At 40.5% G+C, this 15,214-nt stretch carries 15 protein-coding genes; 14 read left to right on the top strand and 1 reads right to left on the bottom strand.

Features of this window, described 5'->3' with window-relative positions; translation table 11 throughout:
- The first annotated feature begins 180 nt into the window (after positions 1–180).
- The 5 genes from J7I96_RS13635 (at position 181) to J7I96_RS13615 (ending at position 2,223) form a co-directional block, all read left to right on the top strand.
- A complete protein-coding gene (locus tag J7I96_RS13635) occupies positions 181–666 on the top strand; it encodes a PaaI family thioesterase (protein ID WP_214774949.1) in 486 nt (161 codons plus the stop codon).
- Positions 667–862: 196 nt separating this feature from the next.
- The gene (locus J7I96_RS13630; RefSeq protein WP_214926006.1) at positions 863–1,168 is read left to right on the top strand and encodes a hypothetical protein; all 306 of its coding nucleotides are present in this window, start codon (positions 863–865) and stop codon (positions 1,166–1,168) included.
- 84 nt (positions 1,169–1,252) lie between these two features.
- Positions 1,253–1,417 (top strand): hypothetical protein, encoded by a 165-nt coding sequence (locus J7I96_RS13625; RefSeq protein ID WP_214774945.1) that lies wholly within the window; start codon positions 1,253–1,255, stop codon positions 1,415–1,417.
- A 94-nt stretch (positions 1,418–1,511) separates the two neighbouring features.
- The gene (locus J7I96_RS28850; RefSeq protein WP_214926002.1) at positions 1,512–1,727 is read left to right on the top strand and encodes a DUF3021 family protein; all 216 of its coding nucleotides are present in this window, start codon (positions 1,512–1,514) and stop codon (positions 1,725–1,727) included.
- Positions 1,699–2,223, top strand: a complete 525-nt coding sequence (locus J7I96_RS13615) for a hypothetical protein (RefSeq protein WP_214925999.1) — start codon at positions 1,699–1,701, stop codon at positions 2,221–2,223. Before J7I96_RS28850 ends, J7I96_RS13615 begins: the two co-directional genes overlap by 29 nt.
- Positions 2,224–2,295: 72 nt before the next feature.
- Here the strand turns inward: J7I96_RS13615 and J7I96_RS13610 are convergent, their stop codons facing one another.
- On the bottom strand, positions 2,296–4,362 hold the full coding sequence (locus J7I96_RS13610) for a Na+/H+ antiporter (protein ID WP_214925997.1): 2,067 nt from the start codon (positions 4,360–4,362) through the stop codon (positions 2,296–2,298).
- Between the two features lie 436 nt (positions 4,363–4,798).
- Between J7I96_RS13610 and J7I96_RS13605 the strand changes: the two genes are divergently transcribed.
- The 9 genes from J7I96_RS13605 (at position 4,799) to J7I96_RS13565 (ending at position 14,926) form a co-directional block, all read left to right on the top strand.
- A complete protein-coding gene (locus tag J7I96_RS13605) occupies positions 4,799–6,322 on the top strand; it encodes a spore germination protein (RefSeq protein ID WP_214926083.1) in 1,524 nt (507 codons plus the stop codon).
- 53 nt (positions 6,323–6,375) lie between these two features.
- Positions 6,376–7,563: a Ger(x)C family spore germination protein gene (locus J7I96_RS13600; protein ID WP_215048084.1), complete on the top strand. Its 1,188-nt coding sequence runs from the start codon at positions 6,376–6,378 to the stop codon at positions 7,561–7,563.
- Positions 7,564–7,837: 274 nt separating this feature from the next.
- The gene (locus tag J7I96_RS13595; RefSeq protein ID WP_214925988.1) at positions 7,838–8,938 is read left to right on the top strand and encodes a GerAB/ArcD/ProY family transporter; all 1,101 of its coding nucleotides are present in this window, start codon (positions 7,838–7,840) and stop codon (positions 8,936–8,938) included.
- A gap of 171 nt (positions 8,939–9,109) precedes the next feature.
- Positions 9,110–10,216 carry a GerAB/ArcD/ProY family transporter gene (locus tag J7I96_RS13590; RefSeq protein ID WP_096340298.1) on the top strand — a complete coding sequence of 369 codons (1,107 nt, stop codon included), beginning with the start codon at positions 9,110–9,112 and terminating at the stop codon, positions 10,214–10,216.
- Between the two features lie 424 nt (positions 10,217–10,640).
- Positions 10,641–11,378 carry an extracellular solute-binding protein gene (locus J7I96_RS13585; protein WP_396020105.1) on the top strand — a complete coding sequence of 246 codons (738 nt, stop codon included), beginning with the start codon at positions 10,641–10,643 and terminating at the stop codon, positions 11,376–11,378.
- Between the two features lie 22 nt (positions 11,379–11,400).
- Positions 11,401–11,871 (top strand): COG4315 family predicted lipoprotein, encoded by a 471-nt coding sequence (locus tag J7I96_RS13580; RefSeq protein ID WP_214925979.1) that lies wholly within the window; start codon positions 11,401–11,403, stop codon positions 11,869–11,871.
- Positions 11,872–11,949: 78 nt separating this feature from the next.
- Positions 11,950–12,504 carry an RNA polymerase sigma factor gene (locus J7I96_RS13575; protein WP_214774926.1) on the top strand — a complete coding sequence of 185 codons (555 nt, stop codon included), beginning with the start codon at positions 11,950–11,952 and terminating at the stop codon, positions 12,502–12,504.
- Positions 12,505–13,227, top strand: a complete 723-nt coding sequence (locus tag J7I96_RS13570) for an anti-sigma factor (RefSeq protein ID WP_214925976.1) — start codon at positions 12,505–12,507, stop codon at positions 13,225–13,227.
- A gap of 424 nt (positions 13,228–13,651) precedes the next feature.
- Positions 13,652–14,926: an IS110 family RNA-guided transposase gene (locus tag J7I96_RS13565; protein WP_214926303.1), complete on the top strand. Its 1,275-nt coding sequence runs from the start codon at positions 13,652–13,654 to the stop codon at positions 14,924–14,926.
- Positions 14,927–15,214 lie beyond the last annotated feature (288 nt).

The following is a 15,214-nucleotide window of genomic DNA, read 5'->3' as shown; positions in this document are numbered from 1 at the left end:
TCTTGCAAACATTTTATGTGTGTTAAAGCTCGTCAGGTTACTATTCTATGAAAATTAAAACTTGGTAGTAAGCTCAATTAAGATTCATGGAATTTCAAAAAACTAACCTTTCGGCATGTATCCAAATAGACCCCTTATCCTTTAATAGTGTTATAATATTCTGAAAAAGGAGGAGTGATGATGAAGGAGAAAGTGCTAAAAGCGATTCAAGATGATTATCCAGATGCATTTGCATGGTGTTATGGATGCGGTCGCTTGAACAAAGATGGTCATCATTTTCGAACGGGTTGGCATGACGAGCAAACACGGACAATTTATACACCACGCCCAGAGCATATCGCAATTCCAGGATTTGTTTATGGCGGCTTGATTGCCTCATTAATTGATTGTCACGGAACAGGTTCCGCTGCATTGGCTTTACACCGTAAAAACGGTCATGAAGTTGGAGATGGAGTGGAACCACCGAGGTTCGTGACTGCGTCACTGAATGTGGAGTTCGTGAAGCCAACCCCAAATGATGTGCCATTAATGGCCGTTGGGACGATTCATGAAATTCATCCTAAGAAATGGAGAATCGAAACAGAAGTATTTGCACTCGATAAACTTTGCGCCCGTGGAGAGGTAATCGCTGTGGTGATGCCAAGTACTTTTACAAGCAAAGAGTGATCTTAATTAATGTAAACGCATTCGAAATCGGAATTAAATTTTTCTATCGGCCGTCCAATTATTTGGACGGTTATTTAGTGTATCTGAGTATCCATTTCAAGCATGTTATCGTAATAAAGGGGCATGCAGCTGGAATTACAAGCGAAATAGTAAGATATTAATATACTTACATTATAAGCAAAGGGAGGTTGCATGGATGAAAATAAACGTAGAGATAGATAAGGAGATCAAGTCGATAGAGGTGCTTATCCGCAATCATGAAAGGAATGAGGAAGTGCAGGAAATGATGGAGCGCTTGAAGGAGAGGAAAAGACCGTATTTTGTCGGCAGAAAAGGAGAAATGCAGCATGTTTTCCGGGCAGAAGAAATCATCTGTTTGTTCACAGAGCAAGATTCCATAATGGTGCGGACGAAACAGGGGATTTTCGAAATGATAGAAATGTTATATGAACTGGAAAGGGGCCTTCCAGGTAACAATTCGGGCGATTGTCCAAGTCAGTGATCGCCCACTAAGATGAGTTAAGCAGATTTGAGGCATCTTTCAGCGGGACCTTATGTGTGTACTTCCGATCAGGGGAAAAAGAATATGTTTCCCAGTACTATGATCAAAGGGATCAAGAAAGCATTTCAATGGAAAAAGGAAGGGATTATGATGAAAACACTATTATTCCGTAGCTTTGTTGGGATTTGCTTTGGGGCACTCGTGATGGTGCTGACGTGTTTTGGAGTGGTCGCCTTTGGGGGGCATTAGACAGTGGAATATTTGTAAAAAACGCGTAGGCTGCATATTATGTGGCTGGTTCTTAAGCACGGCAACAATCTTCTTTGAAAATGAAAAATGAAGTTTGTTATCTCAAACCATTCTGCACTTCCTTACTGTCAGCATTTTTTACATCCTATTATCTTTCTTTGTTGGTTGGATTCCGTTCAGCTTAAAAGGATTTGCTATAGGAAATGGGATTTTCATACCATTCTATATGATCATTTGGACCGCTTTCTATCTCTACTTTCGCTTCCAAGTGAAAATAATGAATGAAGGAATTCATAAAAGAAGGGATTGAGAAGGATCGACACAGAGGATTGATGGAATCAGAGTTAATTGGAAGGGTGCATGCGGCTTTTACTGGTGAGTTTGGAGCGATATTCGAGAGTTTGGAGAGAATACTCGTGAGTTTGATGTTTTTACTCGTGAATTTGGAGGGAATACTCGTGAGTTTGATGTTTTTACTCGTGAATTTGGAGGGAATACTCGTGAGTGATGCTTTTACTCGTGAGTTTGGAGGGAATACTCGTGAAACACAGAAACGAATATGCCTTTTTCCTTTGTTATGTACGATGAATGTTGTATTCAAGGAAGAGTTCGTTGTATTGACCAGGCAGCTTAAAATGATACTTGTATTAACTGTTTTAGGTTCAATTGTAAAAGCCGCAAAACAGTTATTTAACTCCATTGTGAGGGCCATAAAGAATAATGGGAACATATGTCATGAATCTTCTGAATTTGACGAAGCCCTTGTACCTGCTCAATCTACGGTCTTTTCATTTCAATTTTCCTGAGGAATTCATCCTTGCTTTAAATGCAAATAAAGAGACACCGCTTCCTGTTGCATCGGAGTCTCTCAACACTAATCATTTTTGTATCATTATTATTTCATCGTAGATTAAGTTTTGTCTAATCTCAGTTGCTGTTTGTATGGATATTTGCTCATCTTCAACCATTTGTTGAATGATATCACGTTCGATTTGCATCGCATTCAACTGAAATTGACTTACCATCTCTTCAAAGCGATGTGCTTCTTTTTCAGTTAATGTTCCGAATGGATTCAAATAACGATTATATCTTTGAATGACAAGCATCACTTCATGACGGTTTTCAGGTGCAGTTTGTTGTTTGAGCAATAAAATGGCTTCCTTTGAAGCCTCTTTTTGGGCTTTACGAAACTCCCGGATCAGGTCCGCATTTTTAACGATGGAGTCCTCTAATTTCGCTTCCCATTTCTTATCCCATTTGACATTGATCTTTTTTTTGAAAAGAATCGCCTGCAAATTGATCCAAGCCCTTTTTAGGGAGGATTTTTGCATATAATTCGAGGTTCTTGAAAGATACACTTTATATAGTTCAAAGGCTGTTTCAGATATAGTCCCTTTTTCGACTAATCCAGAAACGACTTCCAATTCTTTATTGGCTCCTAGCTCCACTAAATCGCGTATTGTCCGATTATCGGGTCTGTTCGTGATCCCCCGTTCCAAATCAATCAGTTGTTCATTTAAATCTTCCATTACTTGATGGACCGCTTTCTGATTCTCGATGGTTGCTTCTTTGCTCAGCTGATTGATCGTTTTATTTAAAACAATTTTATAAGCCTCCTCAGAGGTTAGCCGCTCATCTTTGAATTCAATCGGTGTCTTTACCAGCAATGGCAAGAGAACCGTAGCCAAGGTGACGCTTAACAATATAACGCAAGCTGCGATAAACAAGACTGTATTACGCATCGGGAATAAAGTGTCATCCCGCATGAAATATGGTATCGATAAAGCTGTAGCTAATGTAATGGTTCCATGAATGCCGCAAACGGATGTCAAAAATGCAAATCGGGATCTTGAAACATTCTCCTCATCGGTGTCATTGCTATCTTCTGGATGAACCCTGGACATGATGAATTGCTCTAATGGATTCACTCTGTTTTTCGTAAAAGTATCATGGAGAATGTATACCCAAATAAAACGGATCAACAATAATAAAAGAACGATCAAGACACTTATCCCAAAAAGAATGCCCCTATTTAAGTTGGACTCAATTTCCTGATAAACACTCGGCAACATAAATCCTAACAAAGCAAATACAAGTCCATTCAAAACATAACCTAATACAGACCATGTATTAGAGGATACTATTTGCAATTTAGTCGTGGAACTCTGAAGGCGATCCCGCTCGATGCCATGAATTACACCTGCAGCAACAACTGCCAAGATTCCGGAGACATGGAATTCTTCAGCTGCCATATAGATGGCAAAAGGCGTAATTAGTTCAATGACAATAGACATTGGGATTTCTTCAAGTCCATGAATCCGTAAATATAATCGTAATTTAACGATTATATAGCCCAATAGGACCCCTATAAAGATACCGCCTAAAGCTACAAATATAAAATTAAGCGAGGCATCTTTTATAGAAAACATTCCAGTTAAGGCGGCAGCCAGGGCAACTTTAAAAGCGACGATTCCGGCAGCATCATTGAAAAGTGATTCACCCTCAAGGATGGGCATCATGTTTCCAGGCAATTTCAAACCTTTTGTAATCGATTGTACCGCTACCGCATCCGTAGGGGTAATTGTTGCGGCTAAAGCAAAAGCCACAGCCATCGGCATATCAGGTATTAACCAGTGGATGAAAAAACCTCCTGCAAAAACTGTTACAAATACTAACCCAAAGGCTAATAACAGAATAGGCTTACGCAATTCAAGCATTTCTTTACGAGACGTATTTTTTCCTTCTGTAAAAAGCAGCGGAGCTATGACACAGATCATAAATAATTCTGAATGAAAATCAAATGATAATTGAAATGGTAATAATGAGAACACTGCTCCCATGGATATTTGATATATCGGAAGTGGGATACGAGGCCATATAGCATTTAATATTGTAGCGATTATTGTGGACACCAATAATCCGAGCAATGTGATTAAGAATGACATAGAATCTCCCTTATCTTCTAATGTTTTAGTCTGATTGCCCATGCAATGTATAAAAAAACAGAGGTTTTTAAAAAGCAAAATCCATCCTTTTAAAAGTAACCCCTACTTTATGGTCCTGTGTAGCTTATTCAAAAAACAATACTTAGCCATAGACAGTGTTTTCGACTAGTATATAGCCTCGGTTTTTGATATACCCCTTAGTCATTAATTACAAACAGGATATCACAAGAGTTTACGGTTTATTCAAAATCAACTTATGACATAGCTTTTCCATGAAAATTAGTTCATGCCGGAAACAGGATTTCCTGTATAAAATACCCTTAATGAAGAAACATAGAAAAATGGAGTTAGAGCGACCTGCAAAAAAATGGGGGTATTCATCTTGATTCGTAATGTGGGCAAATTGTTAAGAAAAAAGAAAGAAAAAAAATCCCAGATGCAAAATGATTACCTGGATTCCAAGCCTTCAGATTCACTTGATGTGAATTTCAATCAAAATGTAGAAACACTTCGTTCTGTTTATGATAATTGCTCGGATGTCATGTTCCGCTCGTTCTTACTTTTCGGAAAGACGCGGGCGATGCTCATTTACATTGCGGGACTCTCAGACATCGAGGCAATAGAGCAATATGTGCTATCTCCACTCATGCAGGAGTCATCAAAAGAACCACAACCATTAAATGAGTATATTGAACATAAAATGCCCGTTCCTAAAGTGGTTAAAGTGAATATGTTGGCGGATTGCATTGAATCGATTTCCTCTGGAAACCCGATCCTTCTATATGAAGGGGAAAGCGATGGATTTTCTCTAGGATTGTCCAAATGGGAAAAGCGGGCGATTGAAGAACCTGTGGCAGAAGGAGGAGTTAGGGGGTCACGAGAGGGGTTTATTGAATCTCTGGAAGTAAATACGTCCCAATTGCGACGTATTATTAAAAGCCCTGCCCTTAAAATACAATCAATGAAGATTGGAACTCTTACCAGGACGAATGTTTCAATTGCTTATATTGATGGCCTTGCGGATAAAACACTGATTGAAGAGATTACAACTCGGTTGGAACGAATTAAAATAGACGGAATTTTAGAAAGCGAGTACATCGAGGAAATGATCGAGGACAATCCGTTTTCACCTTTCCCTCAGATCATGTCGACAGAACGGCCGGATGTAGCCTGTGCCAGCTTGCTGGAGGGACGGGCTGTCATTCTTGTTGAAGGAACCCCTTTTACATTAATTGCACCAATATCCTTCTTTTCTTTGATTCAATCACAAGAGGATTATGCTCAACGTTTTATGGCAGGCACTTTTATCCGTTGGTTACGATATTTTTTTATGGGATTATCTCTTTTGCTTCCATCACTTTATGTTGCTATTTTGACATTCCATCAAGAGGCGGTCCCGACCGCACTCCTGCTAAGCGTAGCAGCATCCCGGGAATCGGTCCCTTTTCCTGCAATAGTAGAGGCATTGGCTATGGAAATTACATTTGAAGCACTAAGGGAGGCAGGGGTTCGCTTGCCGAAGCAGGTAGGTTCCGCCGTCAGCATTGTTGGAGCGCTGGTCATTGGTCAAGCTTCCGTACAAGCGGGGTTGGTTTCAGCGCCAATGGTCATTGTCGTTGCAATTACGGGAATCGCTTCTTTTATGATGCCTCGCTATATTGCCGGAATTGCTTTCCGGATGCTGCGTTTCCCGATGATGCTGCTTGCCGGTACCTTAGGACTGCTTGGCATCATGATGGGGATCATCGCCATAGTCATTCACTTATGCAGCTTACGTTCCTTTGGCGTTCCATACTTAGCGCCACTGGCACCGTTAAAAGGTAAAGAGCTGAAAGATGTGCTGTGGAGAGCCCCTTGGTGGAGGATGGATTCACGCCCGCGCCTCACAGGGGAATCTAATGCATACCGTCAAGCCCCGGAACAGAGTCCAAATCCAAAAAGGGGGAGTGAAGAGGAGTGAATAATGGCTGGAGGCGAAAAAGGATATTGGAGAAAGGAAAGAGGCGTCATTTCATGAAAAGCGTCCTTCTTTTGCTCGTTATTTGTGGAACGACCCCTTTTTTAAGCGGTTGTTGGGATCGAATAGAAATCACTGATTTGGCGATTGTCACAGCAGCCGCCATCGATAAGAACGATAATGATCAAGTCGAACTATCTGTCCAAGTCTTTATTCCAAGTTCAATTACCAGTGGAGGCGGTCAAGGAGGGGGCAGTCAAGGGGGGAGTGGGGTTACGACAATGGTGAGACATGAAAAAGGCGCCAATATTTCAGATGCATTGTCTAAGCTTCAAAGCAAGCTTCCGCGAAAAATATTTTGGGGACATTGTAAAGTATTTGTATTCGGTGAAAAGTTAGCGAAAAAAGGAATTCAAGAGCAACTTGATTTTTTGCTGCGCCATCCGCAGCCGAGAGAGAAAGCAAATATTTATGTCAGCAAAGGGGATGCAAAGCCTATCCTTGAATCTTTGCCACCCCTGGAAAACTATTCAGGGGAAGTGCTTAGAGAACTATCTGATTTACATATTGGGATGCTGGTCACAATGCAGGATTTAGATGAAATGTTAACCGGTAGGCCTCAAGCGGCCGCAATTCCAATCGTTAAAATATTGCCGCCAGCGAAAGGGCAAACGAAATTACAGGGAATTCCTTACATTGTCGGGACAGCCGTGTTCAAAAAAGATAAAATGACTGGGACGATGACTGAAAAGGAAACTAGAGGGCTATTGTGGTTAAGGGATGAAGTGGAATCATACACCGTGACCTTCCAACCCAAAGGGATGAAAGGGAAGATATCTTTAAGTCCAGTGTCAGCCAAAGTCAAGATCATTCCGCAAATTATCAATGAAAAATGGAAGTTATTAGTGAAAATAAATACAGATGGAGCGGTTATACAAAATGGAACGAATTTGAACCTTTCAAATCCTAAGTCTCTAAAAGCTGCAGAACGAGCATATCAAAAAGATATAAAAAAACGCATCGAGATGGCTTTTCTGCATACTCAGGATAAGAAAGCGGACATTTTAGGATTGGGTAAAGATTTCTATCGGAAATACCCTAAACAGTTTAATAAGGTAAATAACCACTGGGATGAGATATTCGCGGAAATGGAAGTGGAAGTTGATGTTGCGGCCCATATTCGAAGACAGGGCTATATAAACAAACCGGCGGCATTGTCTGAGAAAGAGGTGAAGGACAAGTGAGATGGGGGGCTTTTATTTGTACAACCGTGATCGTAGCTTTAATCATTTTGTTTGAATGGCCAAAAATGAAACAAAATCCTAAAAAAGATAAAGTGGCATTTCTTACACTGCTCCTCACTGGCTTGGTTCTATCCATGTTCAATCTCCCACAGATGTCAGGACCCACTCAATGGGTGGAAACTCTTTTTAGGCCATTTGGAGAGTTTATGGAAAAGTGAGTCTATTAGTGGGTGTTGCGGGATTAATTTCATTCTATTAAGAAAGGAGGAAGCAGATGGAGAAAGGGAAAATTTCATCTCTGCAGATGGCATTCATGTTGTATCCGGCGATTGTGGCAACGGCTATTCTCGGGGTTCCCAGCATCACCGCCAAATATGCCAAAACTGATTTATGGCTGTCCCCCATTTTTGCTGCGCTGATAGGGTATCTGACGGTGTATATTGCTTATAAACTGCACAAACTTTATCCAAAACAAACGGTGATCCAATTCAGTGAACAGATCATTGGTCGGATTCCGGGGAAAATTCTTGGTTTTTTATTCTTGTTTTTTTATATCCAGAACGCGGGGCTAATCCTTAGAGGCTACGCAGAATTTGTTATCACCTCTTTTCTGGTACGTACCCCGATTGGTGTGATCATGGCATCGATGGCTCTTCTCTGTGCATTTATCGTACGCGGTGGGATTGAGGTGTTGGGAAGAGCTGCCGAATTGTTTTTACCGGTTTTCATTTTTCCAATCATTATCGTAATCCTTTTGCTGATTCCTGATCTTGAAGTCAAGAATATATTCCCGATATTGGCGGATGGAATGATGCCTCCAATCAAGGGTGCGATTGTACCGGGGGGATGGTTTAGCGAGTTTTTCCTGATCATTTTTCTCCTTCCTTTTTTAGTGGATATGAAAAAAGGGATGAAATCCGGGATGATGACTGTGTTTGCCGTGATGATGACGTTAATTGTGGTTAATCTCATGGTTCTTTTTGTACTTGGGTCAACAACATCCACAAAGCTTTATCCCCTGATGAATGCATCTCGATACATCAGTTTTGCCGACTTTTTTGAACATGTGGAGTCCGCCGTCATGGCGGTATGGATAGTGGGAGCGTTTGTTAAAATTTCCGTGTTTTATTATGTATCTGCCTTGGGTACAGCGCAGTGGCTGAATCTCTCCGACTATCGGCCCGTTGTATGGCCGGTAGGGATTTTGATTGTTGTATTCAGTCTTTGGTCGTTGCCTAACTCGATAGATGTTAGCCGTAATGATATCAACGTCTTCCCTTTACAAGGAATTTTGATGCAAACGATCATTCCTATCTTATTGTTGGTGATTGCTGTTGTAAGGAAAAGAAATCGTAAAGGAACCGAAAACGGCTGACTTGGCGTTTATCGATAAGGTGCAATCTATGTTCGGACTCGCGCAAAGGGCAGGACCAACTGAATGGATTTCATTTCTTTTTTAACCGTTTAAGGGGTTTATGAAAAAGTAAATCTATCAGTGGGTTGCGTGATTTCGAATTTCCATACTATTACGGAAAGGAGGAAGATGATGGAGAAAGGTAAAATTTCAGCTTTACAAATGGCATTCTTGATGTATCCGACTATTGTGGCTACGGCTGTTCTCGGGGTTCCAAGCATCACAGCCAAATATGCCAAAACTGATTTATGGCTTTCCCCCATTTTGGCATCCCTCATTGGGTATGCGACGGTATATATTGCTTATAAACTGCACAAACTTTATCCGAAACAAACCGTTATCCAATTTAGTGAACAGATCATTGGTCGGATTCCGGGAAAAATTCTCGGTTTTTTATTCTTGTTTTTTTATATCCCGATCACAGGGCAAATCCTAAGAAGTTATGGGGAATTTATTGTCGACTCTTTTCTGGTCAAAACCCCGATTAGCGTGATCATGGCATCGATGGTACTCCTCTGTGCCTTTATCGTACGAGGAGGGATAGAAGTGTTGGGAAGAGCTGCCCAATTGTTTGTTCCTGTTTTTATCTTTCCAATCCTCCTCTTAATCATCCTACTGGGCGCAGATCTTGAATTTAAGAATATATTTCCGATATTGGGGAATGGAATTATGCCTCCAATCAAGGGTTCGATTGTACCGGGTGGATGGTTCAGCGAGTTTTTTCTGATGATTTTTCTCCTCCCTTTTTTAACCGATATGAAAAAAGGAATGAAATCCGGGATGATGACTGTGTTTGCGGTGATGATGACGTTAGTTGTGGTGAATCTTATCGTTCTTTTTGTACTCGGATCAACAACCGCCAACAAGAATTATCCCATGATGAATGTATCCCGGTACATCAGTTTGGCTGACTTTTTTGAACATTTGGAGTCCGCCATCATGGCCATATGGATAGTAGGGGCGTTTGTCAAAATTTCCGTTTTTTATTATGCGGCTGCTTTAGGTACCGCGCAGTGGCTGAATCTCTCCGACTACCGTCCGGTTGTATGGCCAATAGGGATATTGATTGTAGAATTCAGCTTTTGGTCGTATTCTAGCTCCATGGATGTCAGTCGCTATGATATCATCGCCTTCCCTTTTCAAGGCGTTTTGATGCAAACGATTATTCCTCTCATATTGTTGGGAATTGCTATGATCAGTAAAAGAAATAGACAGAGAAAGGGAAGCAAATCAAGCTAAGCTTTTCTGCCGAGTTTTTGATATTTGCTTTAAAAGGTGCTCTATCTTAATGTTAAAACGAAGTTGATTGAAAGGTATGAGACCCCTGCTTAGAAAAGCGCTTCCATGGGAGAACCCGCAGACGCAATGGCGCCGAGGGCCCTACGTTCCAATCAACGGCCAAATTTAAAAACTTATAAAATGTAGAAAGACTCAATTATTATGGAGTTTGTCCACAGTCTGAAACCATTCCGTTTCCGAATGGTTTTTTTGCTGCGGGTTGAAAACTGGAAATCATCGGATGTACTTTGCAAAAGTTTAAAAAAATTAACAATTTTTTTCAAACCGTTTGGAAGTTTGTCCCGTTATCTATAGTACAAAGGCTTTTTGGAAGGGAGAGAAGAAAGACTTGAAAAAGGTCATCTTTGTCGGGTGGATATCATTGATGCTAGTACTGATAGGATTTTCACCGGAATTGGATTCGAATCGGGGGCATGCTGTCAACGATGTCGTAAAAGTTTACGGTCCAGGTGGCCCTCTTGGGCCTATCAAGGAAGTGGCGGAACGATTCACCAAAGAAACGGGGATAAAAGTTGAAGTAACAGCGGGACCCGAAGAAAAATGGATTGATCAAGCTAAACGGGATGCAGATATCATTTACGGAGGGTCCGAATATATGCTGACTGAATTCATGCATGATTATCCGGAGGTCCTTGATGGAAAAAACCGTACAGAATTGTATGCACGGTCAGCTGGAATCCTGGTTAGAAAAGGAAACCCAAAGAATATCCAGTCATTGGAGGATTTAACGAAGAAGGGCGTAAAGATTGTAGATGTTAATGGAGCCGGGCAACTGGGGCTATGGGAAGATTTGGCTGGAAGAAAAGGATTGATCCCTGGAATTAGCAGGAATATTGACATTTCAGTGAAGTCCAGTGCAGAAGCTATCGATCTATGGAAGGCAAATTCTAAATTGGACGCCTGGATTACTTATGAATCCTGGCATTACCGTCTGGCGGATGTGACTGACCTGGTTCAGCTCCCTGAGGAAGACAAGCTCTATAGAGGAACCCCGATAAGCATAACACGTAAGAGTGATAACAAGAAAAAGGCAAAACAATTCATTGATTATCTTAAAAAGGAAAAATCCCATCAAGTATTTCAAAAATGGGGATGGAAGTAAAGTTCATGAGGAGTGAGAGTATATGAAAAAGTGGATGGTATTTTCAGTTTTTATGATGGTCCTAGTATTGGCGGCATGTGGAAATGAAGCGAAGGATTCACCCGAAAAGGATCAAGCTGTTAGTGGTACTGCCGATGAAAAAGCGGTAACCCTAAAATTATTGGAAAGTGAACCATTAGGCGAATACCTGGCTGATTCCAAGGGAATGACACTTTACTATTTCAAGAATGATAAATCAGGAAAAAGCAATTGCATGGGTGATTGTCTCAAAAAATGGCCGCCGTTCATGGAAAGGGATTTTGCTGCCCCTAAAGGATTTGAGGAAAATGACTTTGGAACCATTCAAAGGGAAGATACAGGGGAAGAGCAGGTGACGTACAAAGGATTTCCACTCTACTATTTTGCGAATGATAAGGCAGCGGGAGATGTCAATGGTGAAGGTGTGAAAAATGTTTGGTATATTGTGAATGATAAGACTATTTTTCCAAAATAAGAAAAAGGGGCGATCAGTGATGGTCGTTCCTGTTACACGTTTTTTTCCAAATTTACTTGTGAGGAGTTGCAGGTGCGATTGAAAGAAAAACTTGATAAGGAATTGATGGCATTAGTCATGAAAAAGCATCGTCCTGCTCTGGAAGAACTTTATGACCGGCATATTAAATTAATCTATGGTTATATTTTTAAGTTCACAAATGGAAATGCTGAAAAAACTAAGGAGATTGTGCAGTTGGTCTTTTTAAAGCTCTGGACCACAAAAAGCAGTTACAATTCCGAAAAGGGGCACTTTGTCAGCTGGCTTTTGACCGTTACACGAAATGTGTGTGTGGATTATGTCCGTAAAGACAGCGTTCATATCCGGAATAACAAACACATGGACATGAGTCATCCGATAGACATAGAAGATCCTAATAATGATATAGAAAATGGGCTATTGCACAGTGAAATTGCCAAGGCAAAAAGTAAGTTAAGCAAGCCGCAAAAAAGGCTGATTGATTTACTGTATTGGAAAGGGTACTCGTTAACGGAAATTGCCAAAATTGAAAATGAACCGGTTGGTACCATCAAGAGCAGACTTCACCAATCGCTTAAATTGTTGAAAAAGCATTTGGAAGTAGGTGGTTTGTAAATGAATACAGAGTGCGCTAACCTGCTTTCATTTTTATCGGGTGAACTGGGAGAAAAAGAAAAAAAAGCATTCACGGAACACTTAATGCAATGCTCTGAATGCACTAGGGAGTATGAACAAATGACAGAAGCCTGGAATTCATTGAAATGGGATTTCGAAGAAATGGAACCTTCTTCTTCCCTGAAATCAGAGGTCATGAATTTTGTCTTTGAGACTGACGATGAAGTCCCGGTGAGAAAGGAAAAGAATTGGAGTAGTTTTTTCTTTAAGCAGTTTACACCAGTCACTTCAGGTCTCTTGCTGGCTGCACTGGTTTTAGCGTTTGGGCTGTTATATTCCAATATTCAACTGAAAAAAGAACTGGCAACTATCAATCTGCCAATGGAGGTTAAAACGTCGCTATCTTTGCAGCCTGCCGATAAGACCGCTGTAAATATGAATACGGACGGGGCTGCATACATTTTGCAGCAAGGTGAAGAAAGAAGGTTAATCGTGCAAATTAAGAATTTGCCTAGCCTTCAAGAGTCCGAGGTGTATCAGGTGTGGTTGCTGAAAGATGGAAAACGGAGAAATGCAGGAACTTTCAAGCCTGATGAAGCCGGCACGGGATCATTGACATACAAACTGTCCATAGATGATAAATTCAATCAAATTGGCATCACAAAAGAACCGGATTCAAATAGTACAAAGCCGAGGGGCGAAAAAATAGTAGGATCTTCATAAAAATAAGGGACTTGCCCGCAAAGGGGAAGTCCCTTATTTATTGTTCATATTTAAAATGATAGCTGTCCATTATAGAATAAACGCCATGGTGATGAAAAAGTAAAGATTATAAGTTTACCATTAGGAGTCATCCTCTATAAAAAACCATACAAAAGGATAGCCAATTTGTTATATTTAGGTTAGTTAAGTGAAACAGTTGACAGTAAAAGGACCGCACATTTTAGATATGTCTAATATGTGCGGTCTTATTTATTATTATCAAAGTTTAGGCTATGTTAAAAGGTAAAGGTTGATTTTGATGAACTAAAGGGGCAGGTTAGCATTCCTGTAGTTCGTTATTTTTCAGCTTTGAAAAAAATAGGGCTCCTCAGTAAGATATGAGTAAGACACCACTCTAACTCAGATCCTTAGGAGGAACCCTAATATGAAGTTTAAAATGCAAGATAAACAAAATCAACTAATAGAGAGAATTTCCGATAAACACCTTGTTGTTGGAGTGGATATTGCTCAACAATTACATGTGGCTAGAGCAGTGAATTTCCGTGGAATTGTAGTCGGAGATCCACTTGTATTTGAAAATAATGAAGAAGGATTTGCTAGTTTATTAAAATGGATGGATAAGCTTCAAAGATTAAATAAACTGGAGGTAGCCATTGTGGGAATGGAACCTACAGGCCATTACTGGATTAATCTTTCAAAATGGCTGTTTAAACAAGGAATTGAGGTAGTAACGGTAAACCCTCACTTAGTAAAAAGGAATAAAGAAAACCGTGACAATACTCAGTCGAAAAGTGATAAGAAAGATGCCCTGGTCATCGCTGATATGGTGAAGAACGGTTACTACGCCTTTGTCAGGAAGACTTCAGAATCATTTGAAATACTTAGAGTCCTTATGTCTAACCGTGATGTGGTAGTTAAACGACTCGTTAGCACGATTAATCAATTAAACCGTTGGGTGGATATCGTCTTTCCCGAACTCAGGCAAGTATTTAAAGACATGACTGCTAAAGGGGCAATCGCCACACTTCGTTTATTTCCATCTCCAATGGAACTGCGTTCCCTGAAACCTGATGATGTTGTTTCAGGATGGAAATCAATAATGAAGAGGCAGCCTGGATTAAAGAAAGCTCAATTACTTCTTCAGTTAGCTAAGAAATCTGTCGGCACAAGACAAGCACTTGAAGCGTATAAATTTCATTTGGAACAATTATTAGAGGAGTATGATCTCGCAGTCTTACAACTCGAAAGAGTGGAACAAGAGGTTAAGGATGTATTAAAACAAATACCTTTTGCCAAGAAGCTGCTTGCCATTAAGGGAATTAGTGAAATTTCTTTAGCCGGAATATTAGGTGAAGCAGGAGATCTAAGTGGTTTTTCACACGGTAATTCTTTACTGCGGCACGCTGGGTTGCATCTGGCTGAAGCAAGCTCTGGTAAGTGGAAAGGTCAAATTGTCATCTCTAAGAGAGGGCGATCCAGGCTAAGACGTTTCCTTTACTTAGCCACCATGAGCCTTGTGATGAATAACACGGAATTTCGAGCTATTCACTCCCATAATGTTAAGGTTAAAAAAATGAAGAAAATGAAATCGATTATGAAATTGGTAGGTAAGCTAGCCAGGATATTTGTTGGAATAGCACGCAGAAACGAGACTTATTGTGCAGATAAAGTTCAACCTATTACTGAACTGGTTGCGTAGTTTTAAAGGGGGATTTTTTTATTAGGTTCTCGAAGAGAACCTTCATAAACTAATTTTCATAGACTTTTTCTTTTTACGAATGTTGACTTATTCGTAGGATTTCAAATATGTACGGAGTACCAGATTTCTTCAACATAAGGGCACTGACCCATCAGGTTAGCATAACTGGCCTCCACCCCCTTGGATAGGCATGACGAAGGAATGATAGGGCAAATGACCCGTTGAGACATGGGAGGGAAAGCCTCCAGGGGCGGCGTGGAGAATGTACATCATATGGAAATATATGGG

This window comes from Bacillus sp. ISL-78, assembly GCF_018613455.1.
Taxonomy (GTDB): Bacteria; Bacillota; Bacilli; order Bacillales; family DSM-1321; genus Peribacillus; species Peribacillus frigoritolerans.
The sequence above is the reverse complement of the archived record's forward strand: the minus strand, read 5'-3'. Positions and strand labels throughout refer to the sequence as shown.